Genomic DNA, 25,502 nt, shown 5'->3' on the forward strand with positions numbered 1-25,502 from the left:
TGGAGGAGAACCTATGGCCCAAACTCGAAACCGGTGGACAATCTATCTGAAGCAGCTCCGGCATAAAAATCGCAGCGTATACATGACCTGGATGCTTTCCTACGCCTCGGTGCTGCTCGTGCCCATTCTGATCAGCGGCGTTATATACGGCGCGACGCTGAACGTTGTAAAGGCTGAAATTAACCGTGCCAACCAATCTATTCTTCTTCAGATGGAGCAAGCCATAGATAGCCAGTTCAAAGGAATCGAGAATCTAAGCCTCGAGGTGAGCCTCAACAGGCGAATCGCAGCATTTATTTCGGCCGATACCAATCTGTCTGATTCGGACCACTACGATGTATACCAAATCGCTAATGATTTGCGCGTATACGAAATCGCTAACGATTTTCTTGAAGGTATTTATATTTACTACAAAAATAGCGATACGGTCATCGCACGCAACAACCGTATGAACATCGAAGCGTTATACGAACATATTCGCCTTGAAGAGCATATGCCGTTCCAGTCGTTACGAGAATATTTTGACCAAGGGTACATTAAAGGCTACCACTCCGTTGTTGTGTCTGAAGAGAATGAGTGGCGGCCTACGGTCATGTATGCCCAAAATGTGAACTCAACAATCATGAATCAATCTGGAGCTGTCTTGCTGTTCATGATTGACCGCAGTAAGCTGCTAGAGCAAGCTTCGGCGCCTGAGAAAGGTACGATCTTTATTCTGGATAAAGACAACCGGTTCATTGCGTCTACGGGCGATTCGCTGTCGGAACCTGCTCTATTATACAGCGATATGTCGAAAGAATCGGGGCAACTTGAGATCGAGACTGACGGTCACCGGCTTGTTGCATCCTACACAACCTCATCCATTACGGGATGGAAATATGTGATGACGCTGCCGGCGAACGTATATCACCAGAAAATGAACGTGGTAGAGCAATTGACGATCGCCAGCATCTTGCTTTGCCTTATTGTTGGCGGTGGCGTGACGTATTGGCTCCTCAAACGGAACTACCTGCCGATCCATGCACTGATCCAGAGCTTGTCGTTCAAGGCGGGTTTTACCTTTGATCGCGGCTCCAATGAATACTCCTTTCTGGAGCAGGCGCTGAGCAGCACCTTCCATGAGAAGGAGGAGCTTCATTACAAGCTGAATCAGCATAACAATACACTCAGATCGCACTTTTTGCAGCGGCTGCTGAAGGGGCAACTCGACAGCCATATCCCGTTGCACGAATCTTTCTCAGCCTATGATCTGCGTTTCCCGCTGGGCGGATTTTCTGTTATTTTGCTGCGCATCGAGCACTTCGGCAAGTTCCATCGGAAGGATGAGGATGAGGATCAGGTCCATAATAAGCGGTTACTGCACTTCCTGATCGCCAACGTGGTCGAGGAGGTCGCACGAAAGTCAGTAAACGCCTATGCGGTAGAGCTGGACCAGGAGTTGCTCGCCTGCATCGTCAACCATCAGCTTGCATCGCCGACGGAACAGCGGGTAGAGCTGGGGCACATCGCGGAAGAAACGATGTCGTTCATCTCCAATCATGCTCATGTACAGTTGACCGCTGCCATCAGCGCGCAACAGGAGGGCGAATATGGCATCTTCCAGGCGTTCCAGGAAGCGATCGAGGCGATGGAATACCGAATCATTGTAGGTAGCGGGGGCATTATTCATTATGGGGACCTGAGCGGTAACGACAACCTAGGGGCTGCTCCAGGTGGTTATTTTTATCCGCTCAAGGTCGAGCAGCAATTGATCGTTATGGTTCGCGAAGGGCAGCTCGATAAGGCAAAAGCGTTCGTCGGGGAGATCATTCAGAAAAATGTGACGAAGGAGCCGTTTCCTTTTCATACTGCCAAATGTCTCATGTTCGATCTAATGGCTACGCTGCAAAAAGTAATCGGCGAAATCCGCATCGCGGGCAAGCCGGATATGCCTGACGGAGTGCGCGCCATCGAACGCCTGATGCAATGCCAGACGGTAGGGGAGATGCGCAGCCAGCTTTACGATATGCTAGAGCTTCTGTGCGGCTACGTTAATAATAACCGCGAATACTGCAGCAATCCGCTAATCGATAAGGTCATGAAATATGTCAACGAGTATTACCAGGACGAGAACCTGAACATTTCGATGATCGGGGAAGCCTTCTCCATGACGCCGTCGTATGTTTCCAAACTGTTCAAGGAACTTGCCGGCGAATCTCTGCTCGATTATATTAACAAGACGCGGCTGGTGCAGGCCAAATTGCTGCTTATCGGCGGGAAATATACGGTCAGCGAAATATCGCTGAAGGTTGGTTACAACGATGTGAATACCTTCCATCGTATATTCAAAAAATTTGAAGGGATAACGCCCGGGCGCTACAGGGAAGTCAAGTAGCTCTAGGGCTTTTCTTTTCAAGAAAAAGTGGCATACATGCGGTTTTGTTACCCTCATTTTTGAGAAATTGCAGTATATTTTAGGTTTTAACGATAGCTTGCGGCACCGGATTAACGATATGTTGAAAGCGTATTCACACCAACATATTCGAGACGAAAAGAACGGAGGGCACAATGGCGAAAAATCGCAACGTCAAGACTCATAAGAGGCTGCAGCTCACACTGGGGATCGCAATGGTACTTTCATTGTTGTTAACCGCATGCTCCAGTAATGGGGGCTCTGGAAACAAGGATAAGACAGAGCCGACTCAAAGCGCCGTCAGCAATAAGGGCGGCGATGGCGTAAGCAAAGGCAACGAGGGATCGGATAAGCCGGTGTATCCGCTGGATACGAAAGATACTTTCTCATACTGGGCTCCAATCAACGGAAACCTGATTACATTTACAACGAATCTGGCGGAAGCGCCGATCGGGAAGGCGATTGCAGAAGCTACCGGCGTGAAAGTGAACTACATCCATCCGACCGAAAGTCAAGCTGAAGAGCAGTTTAATTTGTTGCTGGCTTCCAGCAAGCTGCCGGATGTGCTGGAGTACGACTGGAGTATTTATCCGGGTGGACCGGAAAAGGCGATTTCAGACGGGGTTATCGTACCGCTAAACGATTTGATCGACCAATATGCGCCTAACCTGAAGAAGATGCTGGAAGCTAATCCAGAGCTGGATAAAATGGTGAAGACCGACAGTGGCCAATATTACGTCTTCCCGATGGTGCGAAACGAGGAAGGATTAGTCTTCCGCGGACCAATGCTGCGCAAAGATTGGTTGGATGAGCTAGGGCTGCAATTGCCTGTAACGATAGACGATTGGCATAAGGTTCTGACGGCGTTCAAAGAGAAAAAAGGCGCCGTAGCACCGCTGACGGCGCTATACGCGAACAAAATGAATTTGCAGGACGCGTTCTTCGGCGCATACAAAACATCGCACGGCTTCTATATTGACGACCTAGGCAAAGTGAAATACGGTCCGTTAGATCCGCAATACAAGGATGTTATGACGCTGTTCCGCCAGTGGTATTCCGAAGGGCTGATTGATAAAGACTTCCCAATCGTCGAACGCGACACGCTGGATAAGCGGCTTCTGAACGGTGAGTCCGGCGCGACTGTTTTCCTGCTGGGCGGCGGCATGGGCAAATGGCTGGAGTCCGGTAAAGCCCAAAATCCGGCTTTTGATCTAGTAGCGGCTCCTTATCCGGTATTGAAAGCAGGCGAAAAACCGTTCACCGGACAGCGCGATTTCAAATATAACCCGAAAGCAAGCGCGGCCGTGACGACATCGGCGAAAGACCTAGAAACGATCGTAAAATGGCTGGACTTCGCATTTAGCGAGCAAGGAACCATGATGTACAACTTCGGCGTTGAAGGCGAAAGCTACACGATGGACAACGGCGTTCCGAAATTTACCGATATGATCGTAAAAAACGATAAGTACACTTCACAGCAGATGTTGGCGCAGTATACGGTTCCGAACGGTCCATTTCCGATGCATGAGCAAAAAACGACCAACACGTTCCCACAACAGGACGAGGCGGTCCAGATTTGGTCGGAGACCGATGCGGCGAAACATATTTTGCCCGCGTTCATTACGCCTACTGTAGATGAGAGCAAGAAGGTAGCGCAGACGATGACGGCAATCAACACGTATCTGGAAGAAATGTTCATCAAATTTGTAATGGGCAACGAGCCGCTCGACAAGTTCGACAGCTTTGTGAAGCAGCTGGAAGATATGGGGATTCGTGATGTAATCGACATCTATCAAGGCGCTTTGGATCGCTACAACAACAGATAACTCCATGTATCGTCCCACGGCTGGCTGCAGGATGATGCCGTGGGGCAAGGGAATGGTGCAGCCATCCCCTGCCGATAATGCTGGATTTGGATAGGAGGAGTAGGAGATGGCTCAATTGAAGCTGGGACGCAGCAAAGTCACGCATGCCGGTCGTCTGCCGCTTAATATTGCGAAAGACATGGTTAAGAACAAGTATTTGTACATGATGCTTACTCCTGTTTTGTTATATTTCATTATTTTTCATTATTTCCCGATGTACGGTTCGATTATTGCGTTCAAGGATTTTAACCCCCGGCTTGGAATCGGGGGCAGCGCGTGGGTAGGACTTGAGCATTTCAAAGACTTTTTTGGCGGGATGTATTTTTGGCGGGTGTTAAAAAACACTCTGATGATTAGCTTGTACGATCTCATTTTCGGTTTTCCCGCTCCGCTTATTCTCGCCTTGTTGCTTAATGAGGTGAAAAATGCACTGTTCAAGCGTTCGGTTCAGACGATTACTTATTTGCCGCATTTTATTTCGCTTGTCATTATTTGCGGCATGATCAAAGATTTTACGAGCAGTGACGGCGTCATTAACGATATTATCGCATTTTTCGGTGGTGAGAGGGTTACGATGCTGCTGGAGCCGTCTTTTTTCCGGACAATCTTCGTTTCGTCGAATATATGGCAGCATATAGGCTGGGGTACAATTATTTATTTGGCCGCGCTGTCTGCGATCGATCTCGAGCAATATGAAGCTTGCAAGATCGACGGGGGTGGACGCTGGAAGCAGATGCTTCATATTACCCTACCCGGTCTGCTTCCCGTTTTCGTTATATTGCTCATCCTGAACATTGGCCGAATTATGAGCGTTGGCTTCGAGAAAGTTATTCTGTTGTACAACCCGACCACTTATGTGACAGGGGATGTCATTTCCTCGTATGTGTACCGGATCGGGCTTCAAGATTTTCAATTCAGTTTCAGCTCCGCTGTCGGATTGTTCAACTCCGTGATTAACTTCGCGCTTGTTATCGGCTCCAACTGGATAAGCCGGAAGTTGAACAATACGGGTTTGTGGTAGAGGAGGGTTCGTATGCGAGTAAGCTTGGGTGAACATATATTCCGGGTTTGCAATACGCTGTTTTTGTCCGCGCTCATGATTGTAACAGTGTACCCAATTCTATACGTGGCATTTGCTTCATTCAGCGAACCAGCGCTGATGATGGCGCATAAGGGCATTCTTTGGAAGCCGCTGGGCTTCTCGCTTGAAACATATGAGGCGGTATTCAGCAACCCGATGATCCTGCTCGGCTACCGCAACACATTATTTATTGTCATTGTAGGCGTGGCTCTCAATTTGCTGCTTACTTCTTTTGCCGCATACGCTTTGTCCAGAAAAACATTGCAATATCGCAAGCAGCTTACGTTGGTTATCGTATTTACCATGTTTTTCAGCGGTGGATTAATTCCGTTCTACTTGCTGGTCAGAGGGTTGGGCATTACGGACACACTGTGGGCGCTGATCCTGCCTACCGCAATAAGCGCATTTAACCTCATTATCATGCGAACATCGTTCGAGGCAGTGCCGGATGCGCTAGAAGAGTCGGCCAAGATCGACGGCGCCAACGACTTTGGCATTCTGTTCCGCATCTTCCTGCCGCTATGCAAGCCCGTGCTTGCAGTGGTAGGCCTGTATTACGGAGTAAGCCACTGGAACTCCTGGTTTAACGCCATGATCTTCCTTCAGGATCGGTCGCTGTATCCGTTGCAGTTGATCCTGCGAGAAATTTTGATTATTGGCGAGGCAAACTCCATGGCGGAAGGAGCCTCCCAAGATGAGATCATCATATTGGGCGAGACATTGAAATACGCCACGATTATGGTAGCAACCCTTCCGATTTTTCTGGTCTATCCGCTATTGCAAAAATATTTCGTGAAAGGCGCCTTGATCGGTGCCATTAAAGGTTAGGAGAAGGGGTGGACTTCAGAGATGAGCAATGAAAATGTGAAACTGAAACCATCCGAGCTGACGGCTTGGTGGGATAAAGTGAAGATTAAAGTTGATCATATGATCGAAGCGGGCTGGACAGAAGCGCCACATGTTTCGGCGGCGGGCAAATATGACCAGATCAAAGTTGATCAGTGGATTTCAGGCTTCTGGCCGGGCATTCTGTGGATTCTGTACGATATGACCGGCGAGCAACGTTATCGGGAGGAGGCGGAGCCTTGGGACGAACGCATGGAGCAATGTTACTTGCGGGACAACCATTTCCACCACGATGTTGGCTTTCAGTTCCTGCCGACATCGGTTATCCGCTACAAGCTGACCGGCGACCCGGACGCTCGGCGGCGCGGCCTGTTCGCCGCCAACTATCTGGCGGGCAGGTACAACCCGGCAGGACAGTTCATTCGAGCCTGGCCCCGCAACCAGACGGGTTGGTCGATCATCGATTCGATGATGAATTTGCCGCTTCTGTTCTGGGCGAGTGAAGAAAGCGATGATCCGCGCTTCAAGCATATTGCGGTCGCCCATGCAGATATGGTGCTTCGCTCATTCATCCGAGGCGACGGCTCGGTGCATCATATCGTTATCTTCGATCCGGAGACGGGCGAAGTGGAGCGTTATGACGGCGGACAGGGCTTCGCGCCGCAATCGTCCTGGTCGCGGGGCCAAGCTTGGGCACTCTACGGGATGAGTTGCGCTTACCGCTATACGGGAGAAGCGCGTTACTTGAATGCGGCGAAAGGGGTGGCGCATTATTTCATCAGCGCGTTGGCGGAAGACGATGTACCGCATTGGGATTTCCGTGCGGCGACCGACTTGACGGACGAGCCGCGCGACACCTCGGCGGCGAGCTGCGCAGCATCTGGCTTGATCGATATCGCGTCGCAGGTAGCTCCTGAGGAAGCCGCTTTATATCAGCGCGCGGCCACGCGCATTCTTCGCTCGCTGTCGAACAACTACAGTGCGCTCGACAAGCCGGAGTATGAAGGCATCCTGCTCGGCGCAACCGGTCATAAGCCAGTCAATACCAACATCAACGTATCGCTGATTTACGGCGATTACTATTATATTGAAGCTTTGGCGAAGAGCAAAGGCTGGAGCCAGCATGTTTTTTAAGCGGGATCAAAGGCTGTAATCACGAAGCCGGGAGGACAGGAAGCTCCTCCCGGCTTTCGTATTCTTGAGAGGAGGTGCCGGACGGAACGAAGGGAATGATTCAATAACCATCATTTCATAATAGAAAGGATGAAAATGAATTATGGGAACCAAATGTATGACGTTCATTATTTTGATCTGTATGCTGGTTGTGTTAATACCAGGAACGGCAAGTGCGGCTGATACGAAGTTCACAATTGGCAGCTCCGACGTGACGGCGAGCGGAGATGACGGCAACGTTCCAGCCAACACGGTGGACGGCGATTTCTTAACACGTTGGTCGGCGAATGGCGACATGCAATGGATCCAGTACGATTTGGGCGTAAATCGCAAATTGTCTTTCATCAAAATTGCATTTCTGAATGGGTCAAGCCGCACTTCTACTTTTGATATTTTGACGTCAATGGACGGTTCCACCTTTACGACCGTCAGCAGCGGAGTTGTGAGCAGCCTTGTGGAAGGTCTGCAAACGTTCGATTTTCCGGATGTCGATTCTACCCGCTATGTGAGGATCGTTGGGCACGGCAATTCCTCCAACCTGTGGAACAGTTATTCTGAAGTTGAACTCTACGGCACCGCGAACGGATCTCCGCCAGGCGCAAGCAAGTTGGCGATTACCGTGCCACAACTTATGGCCAGCGGAGATGACGGCAATATCGTCGCATATACAATCGACGGCGATCTTAACACACGCTGGTCAGTGAGTGGCGAAGGGGAGTGGGTCCAATACGACCTTGGATCGAGCAAGCGGGTGGAATACGTGAAGATCGCCTTCCCCAACGGGGCGGAGCGAACTTTCGCTTTTGATATCCAGACTTCATATGATGGATACAACTTCAGTACAGTGCTTTCGAGAGCGGTCAGCAGTCTGAGCAACAGCTTGCAGACGTTTGATTTTGCCGATGTTGCCCCCGTCCGCTACGTTCGTATTGTTGGCTACGGCAACTCAGTGAACGCCTGGAACAGCTTTGCCGAGGTCGAAATTTATGGTAGCGATTCAAGCGGCAGCGGTAGCGAAGGGACGGTCGTCGAAGTTAGCACTTCCACGCAGTTGGCTGCCGAGCTTGCAACCGCTACGGCGGGTAAAACGATTGTGTTGGCAAACGGCACGTATTCGCGTACAAGCCCGTTTGCTGTTCAGAACAAAAATGGCACTGCCAACGCGCCAATCGTCATTAAAGCGAAAAACCGCGGCCAGGCTATCATCTCGGGAGCGTCAGGCTTCCGCGTCGAGAACTCCTCGCATGTGGTGCTGGACGGATTAAAGTTTACGAACACAAGCAATGGCGCAGTAGTGTTGGAAGGCTCGCACCATGCGCGGCTGACCCGTAATACGTTTGCGCTTCCAAGCTCGGGGAGCGGCCTGATGTGGCTGCAAGTGCGGGGCACGAACAGCCATCATAACCGCATCGACCGGAACGACTTCGGACTGAAGAGCGACACCGAACCGCTAATCGCTTACGAAGGACAGGATGGCTTAGGGCAAATTTCGCAATACGATATTATCGAATACAACTATTTCCATGATGTAGGCCCATGGGTAGCTAACGGCAAAGAGACCATTCGTCTCGGCTTGTCGGGTCTTACGCTCTCCCACGGCTATAATACGATACAATACAATGTATTTCAGAATTGCGATGGAGAGCCGGAAATCGTTTCGGTCAAGAGCAGCAGCAATTCGGTGCGCTTCAATACATTCCGCACTTCCAAGGGCAGCCTGACGCTGCGGCATGGCCATAACAACAGCGTATATGGAAACTTCTTCCTCGGGGACGGCGTGGAGTCGGATCAGGAAGGCATCCGGATGTTCGGCAATGACCATAAGATTTATAACAACTACTTTGAGAATTTGACTGGCGAAGCAATCTACTTGCCTAACGGCGACTTCGACGGCGGTACTGGAGGCTCCCCTCCAAGTCCGACGGTCGAACAATTGCGCAAACAATGGAAGGTTTACCGGGCGCTTATCGTCAACAATACGATTGTAAACAGCAAAACCGGTATCGTCATCGGCTCGGGCAAAGCGTATGCTCCGCAGGATTCCGTCGTGGCGAACAATATCGTATACAACAGCACCGGCACGCTTTATTACGAGGCGGCGACAACGAATACGCTGTTTCAAGGCAACATCGGGTTTGGAAGCACTATTAGCAACATATCGCGCGGCTCGGAGCAGATCCGAAATATCAATCCGCTGCTGACTGCGGTGAACGGCATTCAGAGACTGTCCGCGAGCAGCCCGGCAATTGATGCAGCTGTGGGGACATACGCGTTCGTGCTGGCGGATATGGACGGTCAAATGCGGGCGACAGCAGATGTGGGGGCGGACGAATATTCCGGCGCGCCTCTACTGAATCGGCCGCTAGCGGCCGACGATGTGGGGCTGAATACTCCTTAGGATCGATATATGTGCAAGCATGCCGGCGGTTGGTTCGCCGGCATGACTATGTCGATCCATTGATGTATGGAGCAGTCCTGTTATTCACTTCATTTGGAAGGATGGTAGACCATGTTTCACAGCAATTATGGAGCAGCGGGAAAAAACGAGGTGACTGCACATGCATACTAGCACAATGTTGCCGGCTCCGCGTGGCGGCGGCTTCCGTATGGAAGGTTATTGGGTATGGTGCGGTTCCGTCGTGCAGGGCGAGGACGGCAAATTCCATATGTTTGCCTCGCGCTGGCCGAAGACACTGCCGATGCATCCCGGCTGGATGACAGCTTCAGAGATTGTCAGGGCAGACTCGGATACCCCCGAGGGACCGTACCGATTCTGCGAGGTGGCGCTTCCGGCGAGGGGAGCGGAATATTGGGACGGACGCTGCACGCACAACCCCCATATCGTCAAGCACAACAACAAATATTTGCTTTATTATACGGGTTCGACCCATCCGCTAAGCGATCCAGAGCCGCCCGGGAATTTCGGGTTAACAGATCCTCAATGCATCGTGGCGCGGGCGAACAAACGGGTAGGTCTGGCTATAGCGGACAGCGTTTTGGGCCCGTGGCGCAGAGCGGACGAACCGATATTGCCAACACGTCCCGGCCGATTCGATAGCTTTCTGACCTCCAATCCGGCTCCGTGTGTCAGGGAGGATGGTTCCGTGCTGCTGATCTACAAGGCACGTCACTACGAAGGCAACCTGCATGGCGGCATGACGATTGGCGTTGCGTATGCGGATCACTACGAGGGGCTGTACCGGGTGCTGAGTGACGAGCCGGTGTTTCCTCCAGAGTCGTTCCATATCGAAGACCCTTTTATCTGGCAAACAAACGAAGGATACAATTTGATCGCCAAAGATATGGAAGGGCATCTATGCGGAGAAAAATACGGCGGCATCTACGCCAAGTCGCGGGACGGACTGAAATGGAGCTTGCATGGGCAGCCGCAAGGCTATTCCCGGACGGTGCGTTGGGATGACGGCACGGTGCAGACGCTGGGCAATCTGGAGCGGCCGTTCCTGTTGTTCCAGAACGGCAAGCCGACTCATTTGTTCGCGGCCGTCTCGGACGGCAGTGATGGTTTTAAGGACGCTTCCGATACGTGGAACATGGTTATACCTTTGAAGCAATGATTCACTGGGGCTGTGGCAGATTATGAACCGGCACGTGGACAAGGGCAATACAGTTATCGTTATCGAGTATAACCTTGACGTCATCAGTCAGGCGGATTGGATTTATCGACATGGGGCCTGATGGCGGCAGTAGGGGTGGCCAAATTATATTTGAGGCGAACCTATACATTTCATTTAAGCGAAACATTCTTTCACAGGGAAATATTTAAAATAATCATGGCTTTTCTGATTGAATCAGACTGTTCAAGCACTAAACACTTCCCTTAAAGTTAAACAGGTTATTTAATTAGGCAACTTGTTGGGCCTGAGTTCGGTACTGAACTCAGGCCTTTTAGTTTTGCTTTAATTCGCTTGTTGTTGTAATAATCGATGTAATTTAATAGCTCTTGTTTAAAATGTGCGATACTTTCGAATTCCTTTAAATATAGAAAATCAGATTTAATGATACCAAAGAAGTTCTCGATGACGGCATTGTCGTAGCAGTTACCTTTACGGGACATACTTTGCTTGATGCCGCGTTCTTCGAGAGCATGACGATACTGTTTCATCTGATAGTGCCAGCCTTGGTCAGAATGAATAAGAGATTTATCTTCATCTGATAATCTATCACGATAACTTAAACTATATTTTAAATAACATCTACGCTTAATAGGATGACCTCTGCTTCAAAACGCTTCCATTTAGACAAATCTAAGTCTGTTTCCAAAATAATTGCCCCATCCCTTAACTTCAGTTCAATCGTCATTAATTTGAGCTATGCACCACAAATCCGCTGCATCGTGCTTGTGATCTTGAGGCGTCCTGCATGTCTGTTGTTCAATACAGAAAATGCAGGAAAATAGAACATACTTCTTTAAATTTTGAACAAAACAATTGACCTTAGGTCAGACCTAGGGTTTATTGTTTAGGTATTCCAAGCCGCATCCCTTAGGAGTGACGCTAACCGGATACTTCACAGGCATTTTGGGTTCTTCGTTCTGAACCATTGAAGTCTATGCTTATAGAGGTGCTTTATTTTGGTGTATTAGTTTTATCGGATTAGGATCTCACTCAGTTCACAATGGGAAAAGCTGCTGCTATCTATTGAGCGATGTCATGTCATAAAGCGAAATGTATTAAGGGAGAGGATGCGGCATGAGTCAAACGAAAGAGCGGATAACTGCCTTTGATTTTGCAAGAGCATTGGCGATCTTCGGCATGGTAATGGTGAACTATAAGCTAGCGATGCAGGCAGAGAGTGGCGGACCTGCATGGTTGCAAGCGATAGCGGGCCTTTTTGAGGGGAGAGCATCCGCCTTGTTTGTCGTGTTGGCTGGTATTGGGGTGGCATTAATGACCTCGAAAGCCCGTAACTCAATGAGCTGGGAACTCATTCCTCAAATCCGGAACAGCTTGTACAAGAGAGCTGCTTTTCTGTTTATATCTGGCGTGCTTTTATTGCTAATAGGCTGGAGTGCCGATATTTTGCATTATTATGCGGTATTTATGCTTGTAGCTGCAGTCTTGATCACAGTATCCGATAATATAATACTAGTTTTGTTTTCGATAATCCTGGTAGCATCGCAGTTGTTTTTAGTCGTATTCGATTACAGCAAGGGATGGGACTCGAGTTTTAAGGAATACATGGGCTTTTGGACGATAGAAGGGTTTACTCGCAATCTGTTATTTAACGGATTTCATCCCATTTTTCCTTGGCTGAGCTTCTTCCTCATCGGCATGTGGATTGGCAGGAAGCGTTGGCTGAATAAGGAAAACCGTTCGAAATTACTAGTATATTCGTTGTCAGGAACGGTTGTTTTTGAATCGATTTCTTTCTTCTTGGTTAAATGGACCTCCCCAGTACTGAGTAAAGAAGCAGCAACTTATCTTTTTGGAACAAAACCGATGCCGCCCACAATGCTGTATGTTTTCTCTGGCATTTGTTCAGCTGTCACCATCATTGCGATCTGTCTTTATGTGGTCGATAAATTTGAAAATTCCCTTCTGACACAGGCGATGATCCATACAGGACAGTTATCGTTAACCCATTATATCGGTCACGTAGTGATCGGAATTGGTTTTCTTATGACAGTGGGTTATTTGGAAAACGGAAGTCTTTCTTTTGCAATGGCATACGGAACCGTTTATTTCATTATCTCCATTATCTTTTCGAGTCTGTGGAGAAAGTGGATGAAAAGAGGTCCGATTGAGCTGATCATGAGAAAATGGTGCTGAGTGGTGTATGGTCCGGGGAAACCACCGATGGCCGGGTTATGGCGGTCCTGATGCATGCGATGGCCGATAATGTAGGCCTTTATCAACGACAAGACCTGTCTGAGAAGATCATTCACCGAAAATTGAATGAAGCGGGAGTCACTCTGCATAGCGGAGATTATCTTTTTTATTTTTCAGAAGCCGATGAGAACGTCTTGCTGCAAGAATACCTGAAAGGAGACTTTCACTGGTTAACCGAGCAAGATGAGGCGGCTTTCTCCGAGTTCGAATCCTGGCATATATGGAAGCTGAATTATTCCAAATTGTCATTGCGTACCTTTTCCCGTTCCTTTAAATATAGCAGCTCAAATCGATCATCATTTCGTTTATAGAGTTCCGTGTCAGTGAGGCTAAAAGCATTACGTTGGGAGCTTCCATTGGTGATTGGTTTATCTCTCAATGGGGGATACATCCGCTCATATGGAGTGGAATCATATAAGACCCTTTTTTGAAGCCCAACAGGCGCTACTATAACGGCAGCCTGTTGGGCTAGATGTATTGTCAAACCAAGTGCGGGAGCGGACCTCCTTGGAACGCTGTTTTATCGATTTACCACTCATCCATGGGCCGTTTTCTATTCTCTCAACAGTCGTGTTAGTGGAATACACTTGTGCAGAGTATCTGTTTTAAAAAACTATAAGTGATTCCTTTTAAGGTTAATGTAAGGTTCCTTTAAAACTCGTGTAAAGTAAGAGCTTTATACTAGTCTTTGTACATACTCGAGAATCTACGATCATGATTAGGAACATATCATTAGGAGGAGCAACATGAATAAACTTAAACATTGGAATACTAAACTACCGAAGTGCATGATTGCCGGCAGTCTTGTTGTCGCATTAAGTACAGGCCCTGTTTTCGGGACGGGGATAGCGATGGCGGCGAAACCAACGATTCAGAACGATTCGTTGCTAGAAGCGGATGCGGCTGTTCATCAGCTTGCGCGCTATCAAGTAGACGCAAGGCTTGATGAGAAGAAGATGACAATTCACGGTACAGAAACTGTGACCTATCGAAACAACACGAAGGATACACTGGACAATATTGTATTTCACACCTTTGCAGATGCAAACCGTTCAAAGGAAACACAGTCGGGTATGTTCGAAAATTCAAATGAACGAATGGCAAAGGAAAATCCGGATAAAAAATCTGAAGATTTCCTGGGCGGCATTGACATCAACAATGTGAAGTCGTTAGGTCAACCCTTGAAGTTCGATAATACGAATCAGGCACTTAAGGTTGCATTGGGACAAGCATTGCAGCCCGGGCAATCTATCACACTGGAACTTGAATTTGACGTAAAAATTCCTTATGGCTCACAGCGGTTGTCCCATTACAAGAATATCATCAATGGCGCTCATTGGTTCCCTGTGCTTTCGGTCTATAACCCTGCAGATCATACGTGGGACAAAACTCCTTACAGCACTACATTTGAATCCGATTATTATGATTCTGCGGATTATCAGGTAACCATGAATGTACCCGCCGATTACCAGGTTTCCATGCCTGGAACACTGACCGTACAGGATGCCGAAGCAGGCCGCAAGATGGTAACGGCCACTGCGAATAATACGAGAGAATTTGTCTTCTTCACGAGTCCAGATTTTAAAGTAGAAAGTGTTACACGAGATGGTCTGACCATACAATACTATTACTTTGATAATCAGAAAGACAAAAAACAGATTATCGATCAATATATTGATCAAGCGTTTAAAGTCATTAACTTCTTCAGCGAAAAATATGGTAAATATCCTTATCCGGAGTTCAGAATTGTTGAATCGTACGTTGAAGGGATCGCTGTTGAATATTCGCGAATGATTCAGATGGGTATGATCGAGGGTCAGCCAGATATTTCAAACCATTCAGCATTTGTCCATGAAATTGCGCATCAATGGTTCCACGCATTAATTGGAAATAATTCCGAGAAGGAATCATTTCTAGATGAAGGATTTGCCGATTTCTCTATGGTATATTTCTATGAGAAACAAGGAAATCCGTTAAATGGATTCAAGGTGATTCAATTCGATGAAGTATCGTTAGATAGTCCGCTTGATGCGACCAATGATAAGGTTGGCGATTCTCCCGACGCCATTTTTTATAAAAAAGGCCGTCAAGCCATCTATGAGTTGTATCGTACGCTTGGCGAAGAGAAGTTTGATGAGTTGATGCAGACATATTTTGACCAGTATGTATACAAAAATGCGACGATCGAAGGACTGCTTCAGGTTGTTGAGAACAAAGCGGGCAAAAAGATCAGAGATGATTGGGAAGCGGATTTACGCCAGCCCAATTATTCTTTGAAGTCTGAATATCGTCTAACAGCGGACGAGGAAGCCGCTTATATGTACGAGCAATTTAAATCAATATACCATTCGGTGTTTGTACAGTTTCCAGAGGTTCCGTCTGAAACGATGAGCCGAATTATCGATAAAACGTTGCAGGGCGAGCCGCTAACGATTATCTTGAGCGACCGTTTGACATCGGACAAAGCAACAAAACAACAGGATCAATTGCTCAACCAGTTTCAAGGCTTCTTCCAAATAGCAGGAATAAAGCCAACGATTATAACGGAACGTCAAGTATTAAAAAACAAGCTTAAGAAGGAGCTAGGGGACAGTAATATCATTGTCATAGGCAAACTGGATGCGAATGGGTTTGTACAAGCCTTGAAGTCCGGCATCATCAAGCGTGCTGATACAGTCGGTTTTAAATGGCAGGAAATCATGAATAAGTCTAATCAATCCGGAGCCTACATTATCAAACATCCGTATAACCAGAATCGTCTCATGTTGCATTATTTTTGGACAGGGGACCAATTGAGTGATCAGACGGAAGATCCATTTATGGCTAAAGCATTGGAATCATTGAATTTTTCAAACCATTTCTATCAATATTATGTTCTGAATAACACAGGTAAGAGCAGCAGCGAACAAAAGATCGAAAATCCGTATGCGAAACTTTTTGCAGAATAATAAATCACAGGGCAGTCTTAGTCCCGAGGGAGTTCCATGGCAGCCAAAACGTAGCGAACTTGGATAATTTCAAGAACACCGGTTAATTGGGGCTTGCTCAAAGTTAACCGGTGTTCTTTTTTATTTTTACGAGCTTTAAAATTGGAGAAAATTCTGTGACTTTTAATTGACACTAAACATAGAGGAATATGTTGAGCAAGAGAATGGAGAAGAGGAGGCTATGTTTTCATGGACAAGCGAGGACAAGATGAGAATATAACCATTAACCTGCATTTGACTGGTTTATCAATTGATAATAACGATTTAAAAATTCAGATGTAATTACTTTAAATATAGAGAAAAAAAGAGAATGTGCCGAACGATTCTTACTTAGCCATTATCCTGTAGCCTTAATAGATTGATAATAGCTCGGCATATATCCAAGATATATCTTAGGTCAAACCTAAAGGTCAAGATATCGATCGGCAAAACTTTATTTTTAGAATGAAACACAATGCAGGTTGACAAGATCAGACCACAATTGTACTATTTAAGTGTGACTACAGATGTAGTCATAACTTGATTTTGGAGGGTTTAGGCATGACAAAAATACCACCCATCACGGATGCGGAGCTCGAGGTGATGCGCGTATTGTGGGCCAGTCCGAATTGTCCTTCCAGCCAGGTCGTCAAGCAATTGGCGGAACAAGTGGGGTGGAGCCCGAATACGACAAGGACGCTCCTGAACCGTTTAGTGCAGAAAGAAGCGGCGGGAACAACACAGGAAGAGGGATCCAAACGGAACTTTTTGTTCTATCCACTCATCAGCGAACAAGAATATTTGAAGTCGGAGACTAAATCGTTCATGAAGAAACTGTATGGCGGCGCCTTGAAACCCATGCTCGCTAATTTTTTGCAGGATAAGAAGCTGAACGAGAAAGAAATTGATGACTTGAAAGCTTTGTTTGACGAGAGTCGCAACAACGATGATCGATAAGAAAATTGATAAAGGTAGAACCATTTAGCCTAACGTCGAACCGCCGCGTAAATCGCGGTTTTTTTATTAGTATAATTCCACAAAATTACTCAGCATATAATTGAGACGATGCAACAACCCCTAATTAAAAACCAATTTATGTAAAGACCGGCATCGCCGATTTAATCTTCCATGATCTAGGACTGCTTCCAACGCCAGATACGCCGGAACCGGAACCTTGGGGTGGAAAAAAACAGCAATAACGAATCCATCGTACGATCAAACTGCTCTCCGGAGGAGTTTTTTTTATTTCATGGATACTCGAAAAGGGTCCGATAAAATAGTGTTGACAAAGTATAACTACAACTGTAGTATTGAATTATAACTACACGTGTAGTTTTAAAAAACAGGATCACAGAAAGGAGTTTTTCACATGAAAGCAGCATCAAAATTAGCCATCGCAACCCTCAGCAGTGTTCTACTATTGGGTTCATCGATGAACCTTGAGGTAGACGCGGCTTCTTCCAAGTCAGCCCAGAAGTCGACGGCTAAAAAAGCAGCCGTCCAAGCTCCAACGGCAGCGGAAAAAAAGGTGGTTGACGCAGAAATTAAGAGAGTGAAGGATTTGACCGCCAAGACTGGAGATACCTATGTCATGTATTATAAGTACAAGGCACTCAACAGCGGACTTGATCTTAACTACTGGGGGCTGACGAAGGAATACATTTCCTTTGATGAATATCTCCAGAAAGCATCAACCTTAAAAGGCGTTGTCTTGCAAAAGCCCTCCAACCTGCCAGAAGGTTACACTTTCTCCAAAGCGAGAATCGGAGGACCCTTGGGAGGCAAGTTCATCGATGATTTAAGAGCCGAAGGGAAGAAGAGCGGCAAACCGGTCTTCACGAAAAAAATGGACTGGAAAGAAGCCGACGATATTCGCCTGGAATACACGAACGGGGAAGATACGCTTGCGATTACGAAGTTTGTGGTGGATGCGAAGGAAGGGAAGAAGAAAGGTTATTTTGACGATAACCTTCCAGCAAACATTTTCCCAAAATACATTTATTGGCAAGATGGCGGCAAATTCGGATACAGCCTTTCAACTTCATCCGATATCACCCGAGAACAGAAGATTGAAATTCTAAAAGCAGCGGTCAAGAAGTGATAGGTTGCCTTGAGAATGCGCAGCAGTTCACCCATCCTATGCATTCTGCGCAAGTTAGATTTGGAGGTTGTATATATGAACCGAATACCATCCATAACGGATGCAGAGCTCGAAATTGTGCGGGTATTGTGGCTAAATCCAGATTGCTATTCTAGTGAAGTTGTTCAACAAATGACGGATCGAATGGGCTGGAGCCCGAATACGACCCGAACGCTTCTTAGCCGACTGGTACAGAAGGAAGCGGCGGGCGTGAAGCTGGAGCAGAGTTCGAGGCGTATGCAATTATTTTATCCTCGGTTCAGCGAGCAAGAATATCAGCGTTCCGAGACTACTTCCTTCATGGAGAAGATGTATGGTGGTTCCATTATGCCGATGTTGGCTAATTTCCTCCAAGATGAGAAGCTGAATACGAAGGAAATTGAGGATTTGAAGACGTTATTCGACAATAGCAGCAGAATTGGGGAACTTGAAAAGAGAGAATCTAAATGAGTCCAAGCTTATACGAAACTGTTGTGTCATTCTTCGGCTGGGTGATCCAGGGATCGTTCATGGCAGGCATTCTGGTCATGCTGATCTTGATTCTGCAATTCTTATTCCAAAACAAACTGGAAGCCAGATGGAAATATTTGCTCTGGATACCCGTAGCGATCCGCTTGCTGCTTCCTTGGGCACCAGAGTCTTCTCTTAGCCTTTATAATGTATTGTCTCTGGAATCCTTCATGCCTGGCATTCACCAGCAAATGCAAGATCCATCGATAAGTGCAAGCGAGACAGGAGAACACGTGAAGGGTTCTGTGGCGGAGAAATATGGAATTGTCGTTGGGATAACAGAATTAACCGCACCCACGGATACATCGGGAAGCAAGCCGGAGAACCATTTCTGGTGGAATGAAATTACATCGATGGGCTTTGTTCCAGTCTTGGTACTGATCTGGCTTACGGGTGTACTGCTTCTCGTCGCGAAAACCATATACGATCAGCTGCGATTGCAACATGCCCTGCGCGCTGGTAGCCGTATAGAAACGCCTTTGTTATTGGCCTTGTTCCATGATACACGGCAGCAGCTCGGCGTGAAGCGCAAAGTTGAATTTGTTTCCAGCGAGCGTATTCCCGGTCCGGCCGTCGTTGGGTTTTGTAAGCCGACAGTCGTCATCTCTCCAAGTCTACTGATGTCGCTGCATGAAGGACAGCTTCAGTATATCTTGGCGCATGAATTCGCTCATGTCCGTCGCAGGGATGTAGCCGTGAATTGGATCATGCACCTGGTTCTGATTCTCCATTGGTTCAACCCACTTGTATGGCTTGCAGTGAACAGAGCGCGACAAGATCAAGAGATGGCCTGTGATGCCTTCGTGCTGGATCGGATGAGACCACAGCAAAATAATGCGTATGGGCAGACGATCATCCAAGTGTTGGAACATTTCTCAGGAGACCATCGCCTGCCGGGACTTGCCGGCCTATCTGCGACACATAAACAAATGAAAAGGAGACTTATCATGATCAAACAATTCAATAAAAAATCATATCGCCTTTCTATCTTAGGGATGACAATCATTCTCGCGCTTGGCAGCGTGACGCTGGTCAATGCCAAAGAAAAAGATGATGGGAACGCAACGATAGCTGTTTCAGTACAATCAGAAGCTGGGGATCGTCAATTAGATATCACCTATCCTGAGGAATTCAATGGGTCTAAGGTAGACCGTACGTTGTATAAGCAAGAAATGGATAAAATGAATAAACTAGCGGCGGATGCAGCTAAGGCACTTCCTGCAGAGGATAAAAAATATATCGATGATGAAATCAATCGCGTGAAGGAATTGGTTAAAGAGACGGGTGACACGTATGTCATCTATCATAAATATAACGCGTTGAACAGCGGACTTAATCTTAGCTATTGGGGGCTGACGAAGGAATATGCTTCCTTTGATGAATATCTTCAGAAAGCAGCAACCTTAAAAGGCGCTGTCTTGCAAGAGCCTTCCAACCTGCCAGAAGGCTACACTTTCTCCAAAGCGAGAATCGGAGGACCCTTGGGAGGCAAGTTCATCGATGATTTGAGAGCTGAAGGGAAGAAGAGCGGCAAACCGGTCTTCACGAAAAAAATGGACTGGAAAGAAGCCGACGATATTCGTCTGGAATACACGAACGGGAAAGATACGCTTGCGATTACGAAGTATACTGTGGACGCCGATGGAACTAAGAATAATGGATTTTTTGACGATGATTTACCGGCAAATGTTTTCCCGAAATACGTTTTTTGGCAAGATGGCGGTAAATTTGGATATAGCATTTCAACCTCATCGGATCTATCACGACAAGAGAAGATCGAAATTCTGAAAGCTGCAATTAAAAAATAACATCTCAAGGCAGGCGCCCATATCACCCTAGAACTAGGGTCGATATGGGCTTTTTATGTTGGAACAATTGATATAAGTGAATGATTATCTTAGTAAAATGCTTATCATATAAAAAGTGAGGTGAGTGATGGGCAGTGGACGGCAACACTGCGGTTTGCTTCGATGGATGAAGTTACGAACTATTACTGTCCAATGACAGAAAAGTGCCTACATTGTGGTTTATTGACTTAAAGTTACTTACATAGTCGCGCTATGATGATTTATGCACTAAGAAATGTCCTGTATGAAAAGTCTAAGATAAATAAAAAGGACAGGGAAGGGATCCGCTCGGAGGTAAGGCACCATAGACCAGTCGGAAGGAGTAAAGAAGAAAGCTAAGAGAGCACATCGTTAACAGTGATTAGAAAATCTATTCTTTACCGATCGTTCTCAATATGTTACATTTACTATTAGGGAGGGGATCGAATGGCAAGAAGCAAAGAATTCGAAGAGAACGAAGTATTAGATAAGGCGATGAAGCTTTTTTGGGAACAGGGTTACGAGAAGACATCTTTGACAGATCTTGTAGAGCATATGGGAGTTCATCGAAGAAGTTTATATGACACATTTGGCGACAAGCATACGCTGTTTTTGAAAGCCATGGACCGTTTTCGCGCTAAAGTGAATGCTGAGCTTACGAGGGAAGTTAAACGTTCCAAGACTGCAACTGAGGCACTTCAGCTTATCTTTAGTTTCATAATAAATGGTGAAGAAGATTCGCCCTCAGGCTGTTTGATGGTGAATTCAGCGGTGGAACTAGCAATGCGCGATGCCAATGTGGATTTGAAGTCCACTGAATCGTTCACATTATCAGAGAAGCTGCTCAAAGATATTATTTTGTGGGGGCAGCAGGATGAAGAATTTAGCTCGGATTACAATGCCGACGATCTAGCGGAACATCTGCATTCTGTTTGTGTGGGGTTAAGGGTAATGACAAGGACCTCAGTGCCTAAAGAAAAATTACATCGAATAGCCGATTTATCAATTAAACTTTTACATAAGTAATTATTATTTAAAAATAATTGCTTATGCATATTCTAGAATGATTGTTCTCATAACTGAGTGTTGTCTCGTTTATAGATCTCTTTAAACGATCCTTCTTGAATATTTTTTAGAATGATCGTTCTCAAAATATGTTTCTTTCCTTGCTTTAGTTTTCTTTCATGAATGATCTATTCTTGTGTTCATTTTAGAATGATCATTCCCATATAGTAGTTAAAAGATGAATAAAAGGAGTAAATAAAATGATAATTTCTGAACAAGTGGCATTTGTAACTGGAGCAAACCGAGGTTTTGGCCGCCATCTCACCCTTGAACTTTTATCCAGAGGGGCTAAGGTTTATGCAGGTGCAAGAAATCCGGAAACCATTGATATTCCAGGCGTTATACCTGTAAAGCTTGATATTACCAACACTCAAGAAGTTGAAGCAGCTGCTATCCTCGCTAAGGACGTTACGCTTTTAATCAACAATGCAGGATCATCTACTGGCGCTTCTTTGCTGGAAGGTGATGTGGACAAAATACAGTTGGAGTTTGATACGCACTTCTTCGGTACGCTATACATGGTTCGTGCTTTTGCACCGATCATTGAGAAAAACGGGGGAGGATCGGTTTTAAATATTCTTTCCGCATTATCTTGGTTTAGTTCCGGAACTGCGGGTGCTTATACAGCCGCGAAGGCTGCAGCATGGGCATTGACGAACGATTTACGTATAAACTTGTATCCACATAATGTGAGAGTAGCAGGATTACATGTTGGCTTTATGGAGACAGACATGACATCCAGCTTAGAAGTTCCCAAAGTAAGCCCTGCAGATATCGCAAAAATAGCTATTGATGGCATAGAATCTGGCAGTTTTGAAATTATTGCTGATGATAACAGCCGAATGATACAAGGTGGACTTGCAGGTGGCGTTCCTGCACTGTACCCTCATCTTTCTTAATAACAATTTCATTTCTAACTTAATTTATAGAGGAGACTACAAAATGAACAAATTGTGGAGTAATACGAAAATTGGAAATATGGAATTACCTCATCGATTAGCAATGGCACCTATGACACGTAGTAGAGCACAAAAGGACGGCACACCGGGAGAACTAAGCTCCCTTTATTATGCTCAGAGAGCATCAATGGGATTAATTATTAGTGAAGGTACACAACCTTCTGATGATGGACAAGGTTATTTAAATTCACCTGGCATCTATACTGAAAAGCAAATAGAAGGTTGGAAAAAGGTTACCGATGCATTACATGAAGCAGGGGGCTTTATGTATATACAATTAATGCATGTGGGCCGTATATCGCACCCCGACAATACTCCGCATCATCGACAAGCAGTTGCACCTTCAGCGATCGCACCTGGTGTAGAAATGTTTACTGATAAAGGAATGCAGGAAATACCCGTTCCACGAGAGCTAAGCGAAGAAGATATTCAAAATACTATTGCAGACTTTCGAAAAGCAGCTGCAGCAGCTATTAAAGCAGGTGCTGATGGGGTTGAAATTCATGGAGCCAACGGTTATCTAATTAATCAATTTATTGGTGAGAATTCTAATAAACGAATCGATAAATACGGTGGATCTGTGGAGAATCGTGCTCGTTTTGCAATCGAAGTAACAAAAGCAGTAGTTGAAGAAATTGGAGCAGAAAGAACCGGTTTCCGGATTTCACCAGGAACACCTCTTGGTGGGATTGATGAAGGCGCACAAGGACCAGAGGTTTATCGCCATCTTGTAAAAGAATTAGCTAAGTTTAATTTAGCATACCTCCATGTTATGCATTTAGGGAATGAAATACTGCTCCGTGAAATTCGTTCAATTTGGTCAAATCCATTATTGGTCAATCGAGCAGGGCGGGCACTTGAAGATATTAGTGTAGATATTGATAGTGGTACTGCTGATGTGGTGCCAGTCGGTATCTGGTCTTTAGCTAATCCGGATTTTGTGGAACGTCTAAAAAAAGGAACACCTTTAAATGAAGTTGATCCTAAAACATTATACGCTGGTAACGGAAGCTTAGGTTATACAGACTACCCTATAATGGAAGAATTAAAAGCTCAACAGCAATAAGTATAAGTGAAACCACAAATGGCGTACAACTGAAAATTGTACGCCATAAGATTTACAAATGGAAAGGAAGCTGGCAGAACATGAGAGCTGCTCAAATACAGAAATACTCAAAAGAAATTCATTTGGAAATAAACAATGTTAAAATACCGAAAATCGATAATCGTGAGGTACTCGTTAAAGTAGAAGCTGCAGGTGTAAATCCTTTAGATATTCTTATTATAAATGGCAGTATCCGAATGATTGCTGATTATGATTTCCCATTAACATTAGGCAATGAACTTTCTGGTGTTATAGAAGCATGTGGTAAAGATGTTGTTGATTTTCAGGTTGGTAACCGAGTTTATACGAGGTTGCCGGTGAATAAAATAGGAGCTTTCGCTGAATATGTGGCGGTCAAAGATGAAGCTATATTTAAAATGCCTAAAAATCTATCCTTTATTGAAGCAGCTGCGGTCCCACTTACTGCTTTAACAGCTTATCAAGCATTGAAAGAAGTGCTCAACGCTCAGCCTAATGCAAAACTATTTATTCCTGGCGGAACTGGCGGATTCGGTGCTATGGCAATCCCTATTGCTAAAGCAATGGGGTTATACGTTATTACAAGTGGCAGTGAAAGAGGTCGATCACGTGTACTGTCGATTGGAGCAGATGAATTTATAAATTATAAGGAGGAAAACTATGCTGAGGTTCTATCCAATATAGATTATGTTATAGACACCTTGGGTACAAACGAAATAAAAAGGGAACTTGATATTTTAAAACCTCAAGGAAAATTAGTATCATTGAAGGCTTTACCAAATTATCGCTTTGCCGTTGAAAATAATCTTCCAATGTGGAAAAAAATGTTGTTTGCTTTAGTAGGTGCACGTTTAGACCGTTTAGCAGCAAGAGATAAAAAAGAATATCACTTTTTATTTGTGCAAGCCAATGGAAGACAGCTACAAGAGATTACTAGCCTTATTGAAAATGACAATATTAAACCTTCAATTGATTCTACTTACAAATTTGATGATATTAATAAGGCGCTACAACAAGTTTCTACTGGTCACTCACAAGGCAAAGTTATTATAACTTTCTAAGGGAGAGAGCGAATCTAGCCGACTGTCTGTGACCGAGAAGAAGACTACTTCGTTTCGGAGGTTAATCAACTCTGCATACGGTTTGATGAACGGCTGAGACGTGCTTGGTAGTTTGCTCAGCAGCTACCTCGTCCATTTCAAGAGATGGCGGATTCGAATGGGGGAGAACAAAACAAGGTTACCCAGCGAATTGGATCCCAATCAGCCACAACCTTTACTAGACGAGAGTACGGCTCGGACCCTAAAATCTAGCGTGTAACGGTTCGTAAAAAATTCCATCGAGGGATTGACTCGTACTTGTATCTCGAAGATAAATTGACTGAATTAGAACAACATTAAAGAACCGCTACATAAGAGAATATCCATTAAGAAATGCGTGATATGTTAGATAGGGTTTTTCCTGGCAAAATCATGATTTCTAAATATCGAAGGCTATTACCTAATGGAGATAGTTTTGATTGAAGAAAAATTTTTTTTGATGATAGATTTTTTGTTATCATTATAGGGAGGGTGACATTTATATTTATGTAGGTAACTTTTTGTCATTGTACAACATCCTAGATGTAAACAGGGCTTATTCCAACTCATAGACATATGTACAAAATACGGGTTTTGTGAGGAAGTAGTATATAAATTAATGGAGCAAGCCAATTTAAACCATACTAATGCCAATTAGCTGTCCATA

At 45.6% G+C, this 25,502-nt stretch carries 18 protein-coding genes and 2 pseudogenes; 19 read left to right on the plus strand and 1 reads right to left on the minus strand.

Annotated features, from left to right (window positions below; all coding sequences use genetic code 11):
* The first annotated feature begins 13 nt into the window (after positions 1-13).
* The 8 genes and pseudogenes from MHI27_RS16125 to MHI27_RS16160 all read left to right on the plus strand — a co-directional run.
* Positions 14-2,374 carry an AraC family transcriptional regulator gene (locus MHI27_RS16125; RefSeq protein WP_405174184.1) on the plus strand — a complete coding sequence of 787 codons (2,361 nt, stop codon included), beginning with the start codon at positions 14-16 and terminating at the stop codon, positions 2,372-2,374.
* Positions 2,375-2,547: 173 nt separating this feature from the next.
* The gene (locus MHI27_RS16130; RefSeq protein ID WP_405174185.1) at positions 2,548-4,218 is read left to right on the plus strand and encodes an ABC transporter substrate-binding protein; all 1,671 of its coding nucleotides are present in this window, start codon (positions 2,548-2,550) and stop codon (positions 4,216-4,218) included.
* A gap of 106 nt (positions 4,219-4,324) precedes the next feature.
* The gene (locus tag MHI27_RS16135; RefSeq protein WP_042188470.1) at positions 4,325-5,278 is read left to right on the plus strand and encodes a sugar ABC transporter permease; all 954 of its coding nucleotides are present in this window, start codon (positions 4,325-4,327) and stop codon (positions 5,276-5,278) included.
* A 12-nt stretch (positions 5,279-5,290) separates the two neighbouring features.
* Positions 5,291-6,166 (plus strand): carbohydrate ABC transporter permease, encoded by an 876-nt coding sequence (locus MHI27_RS16140; RefSeq protein WP_076299865.1) that lies wholly within the window; start codon positions 5,291-5,293, stop codon positions 6,164-6,166.
* A 21-nt stretch (positions 6,167-6,187) separates the two neighbouring features.
* Positions 6,188-7,318, plus strand: a complete 1,131-nt coding sequence (locus MHI27_RS16145) for a glycoside hydrolase family 88 protein (RefSeq protein WP_076299866.1) — start codon at positions 6,188-6,190, stop codon at positions 7,316-7,318.
* Positions 7,319-7,475: 157 nt separating this feature from the next.
* Complete coding sequence (locus MHI27_RS16150) at positions 7,476-9,755, plus strand: chondroitinase-B domain-containing protein (RefSeq protein WP_405174186.1); 2,280 nt, start codon at positions 7,476-7,478, stop codon at positions 9,753-9,755.
* Positions 9,756-9,963: 208 nt separating this feature from the next.
* Positions 9,964-10,932, plus strand: coding sequence for a glycoside hydrolase family protein (locus MHI27_RS16155; protein WP_405174187.1), 969 nt, complete (start codon positions 9,964-9,966; stop codon positions 10,930-10,932).
* A 10-nt stretch (positions 10,933-10,942) separates the two neighbouring features.
* A pseudogene (locus MHI27_RS16160) lies at positions 10,943-11,146 on the plus strand (hypothetical protein); the annotation flags it as partial.
* A 64-nt stretch (positions 11,147-11,210) separates the two neighbouring features.
* Here MHI27_RS16160 and MHI27_RS16165 read toward each other — a convergent pair.
* Positions 11,211-11,534: pseudogene (locus MHI27_RS16165) on the minus strand (IS3 family transposase); the annotation flags it as partial.
* A gap of 532 nt (positions 11,535-12,066) precedes the next feature.
* Here MHI27_RS16165 and MHI27_RS16170 point away from each other — a divergent pair.
* The 11 genes from MHI27_RS16170 (at position 12,067) to MHI27_RS16220 (ending at position 24,817) form a co-directional block, all read left to right on the plus strand.
* Positions 12,067-13,146 carry a DUF418 domain-containing protein gene (locus MHI27_RS16170; RefSeq protein WP_405174188.1) on the plus strand — a complete coding sequence of 360 codons (1,080 nt, stop codon included), beginning with the start codon at positions 12,067-12,069 and terminating at the stop codon, positions 13,144-13,146.
* Positions 13,137-13,517: a hypothetical protein gene (locus MHI27_RS16175; protein WP_405174189.1), complete on the plus strand. Its 381-nt coding sequence runs from the start codon at positions 13,137-13,139 to the stop codon at positions 13,515-13,517. Before MHI27_RS16170 ends, MHI27_RS16175 begins: the two co-directional genes overlap by 10 nt.
* Before the next feature lie 435 nt (positions 13,518-13,952).
* On the plus strand, positions 13,953-16,154 hold the full coding sequence (locus MHI27_RS16180; protein ID WP_405174190.1) for a M1 family metallopeptidase: 2,202 nt from the start codon (positions 13,953-13,955) through the stop codon (positions 16,152-16,154).
* A gap of 579 nt (positions 16,155-16,733) precedes the next feature.
* Positions 16,734-17,129, plus strand: a complete 396-nt coding sequence (locus MHI27_RS16185) for a BlaI/MecI/CopY family transcriptional regulator (protein WP_076283655.1) — start codon at positions 16,734-16,736, stop codon at positions 17,127-17,129.
* A gap of 412 nt (positions 17,130-17,541) precedes the next feature.
* The gene (locus MHI27_RS16190; protein ID WP_341044391.1) at positions 17,542-18,273 is read left to right on the plus strand and encodes a hypothetical protein; all 732 of its coding nucleotides are present in this window, start codon (positions 17,542-17,544) and stop codon (positions 18,271-18,273) included.
* A gap of 75 nt (positions 18,274-18,348) precedes the next feature.
* Positions 18,349-18,762, plus strand: a complete 414-nt coding sequence (locus MHI27_RS16195; RefSeq protein ID WP_405174191.1) for a BlaI/MecI/CopY family transcriptional regulator — start codon at positions 18,349-18,351, stop codon at positions 18,760-18,762.
* Positions 18,759-20,630, plus strand: coding sequence for a M56 family metallopeptidase (locus MHI27_RS16200; protein ID WP_405174192.1), 1,872 nt, complete (start codon positions 18,759-18,761; stop codon positions 20,628-20,630). Before MHI27_RS16195 ends, MHI27_RS16200 begins: the two co-directional genes overlap by 4 nt.
* A gap of 465 nt (positions 20,631-21,095) precedes the next feature.
* Positions 21,096-21,674, plus strand: a complete 579-nt coding sequence (locus MHI27_RS16205; protein ID WP_405174193.1) for a TetR/AcrR family transcriptional regulator — start codon at positions 21,096-21,098, stop codon at positions 21,672-21,674.
* A gap of 239 nt (positions 21,675-21,913) precedes the next feature.
* Complete coding sequence (locus MHI27_RS16210) at positions 21,914-22,612, plus strand: SDR family oxidoreductase (RefSeq protein WP_076298629.1); 699 nt, start codon at positions 21,914-21,916, stop codon at positions 22,610-22,612.
* 43 nt (positions 22,613-22,655) lie between these two features.
* Positions 22,656-23,738: an alkene reductase gene (locus MHI27_RS16215; protein ID WP_340969773.1), complete on the plus strand. Its 1,083-nt coding sequence runs from the start codon at positions 22,656-22,658 to the stop codon at positions 23,736-23,738.
* 80 nt (positions 23,739-23,818) lie between these two features.
* Positions 23,819-24,817 carry an NADP-dependent oxidoreductase gene (locus MHI27_RS16220; protein WP_405174194.1) on the plus strand — a complete coding sequence of 333 codons (999 nt, stop codon included), beginning with the start codon at positions 23,819-23,821 and terminating at the stop codon, positions 24,815-24,817.
* Positions 24,818-25,502 lie beyond the last annotated feature (685 nt).

Source organism: Paenibacillus sp. FSL H8-0261, assembly GCF_045040645.1.
GTDB lineage: Bacteria > Bacillota > Bacilli > Paenibacillales > Paenibacillaceae > Paenibacillus_AQ.

Bases quoted from the DNA above. Each gene is read 5' to 3' on its own strand.
- MHI27_RS16135 (WP_042188470.1), top strand. From the start codon at position 4,325: ATGGCTCAATTGAAGCTGGGACGCAGCAAAGTCACGCATGCCGGTCGT.
- MHI27_RS16190 (WP_341044391.1), top strand. From the start codon at position 17,542: ATGAAAGCAGCATCAAAATTAGCCATCGCAACCCTCAGCAGTGTTCTA.
- MHI27_RS16170 (WP_405174188.1), top strand. From the start codon at position 12,067: ATGAGTCAAACGAAAGAGCGGATAACTGCCTTTGATTTTGCAAGAGCA.
- MHI27_RS16140 (WP_076299865.1), top strand. From the start codon at position 5,291: ATGCGAGTAAGCTTGGGTGAACATATATTCCGGGTTTGCAATACGCTG.
- MHI27_RS16150 (WP_405174186.1), top strand. From the start codon at position 7,476: ATGACGTTCATTATTTTGATCTGTATGCTGGTTGTGTTAATACCAGGA.
- MHI27_RS16200 (WP_405174192.1), top strand. From the start codon at position 18,759: ATGAGTCCAAGCTTATACGAAACTGTTGTGTCATTCTTCGGCTGGGTG.
- MHI27_RS16180 (WP_405174190.1), top strand. From the start codon at position 13,953: ATGAATAAACTTAAACATTGGAATACTAAACTACCGAAGTGCATGATT.
- MHI27_RS16205 (WP_405174193.1), top strand. From the start codon at position 21,096: ATGGCAAGAAGCAAAGAATTCGAAGAGAACGAAGTATTAGATAAGGCG.
- MHI27_RS16215 (WP_340969773.1), top strand. From the start codon at position 22,656: ATGAACAAATTGTGGAGTAATACGAAAATTGGAAATATGGAATTACCT.
- MHI27_RS16220 (WP_405174194.1), top strand. From the start codon at position 23,819: ATGAGAGCTGCTCAAATACAGAAATACTCAAAAGAAATTCATTTGGAA.
- MHI27_RS16125 (WP_405174184.1), top strand. From the start codon at position 14: ATGGCCCAAACTCGAAACCGGTGGACAATCTATCTGAAGCAGCTCCGG.
- MHI27_RS16210 (WP_076298629.1), top strand. From the start codon at position 21,914: ATGATAATTTCTGAACAAGTGGCATTTGTAACTGGAGCAAACCGAGGT.
- MHI27_RS16195 (WP_405174191.1), top strand. From the start codon at position 18,349: ATGAACCGAATACCATCCATAACGGATGCAGAGCTCGAAATTGTGCGG.
- MHI27_RS16185 (WP_076283655.1), top strand. From the start codon at position 16,734: ATGACAAAAATACCACCCATCACGGATGCGGAGCTCGAGGTGATGCGC.
- MHI27_RS16145 (WP_076299866.1), top strand. From the start codon at position 6,188: ATGAGCAATGAAAATGTGAAACTGAAACCATCCGAGCTGACGGCTTGG.
- MHI27_RS16155 (WP_405174187.1), top strand. From the start codon at position 9,964: ATGGAAGGTTATTGGGTATGGTGCGGTTCCGTCGTGCAGGGCGAGGAC.
- MHI27_RS16130 (WP_405174185.1), top strand. From the start codon at position 2,548: ATGGCGAAAAATCGCAACGTCAAGACTCATAAGAGGCTGCAGCTCACA.
- MHI27_RS16175 (WP_405174189.1), top strand. From the start codon at position 13,137: ATGGTGCTGAGTGGTGTATGGTCCGGGGAAACCACCGATGGCCGGGTT.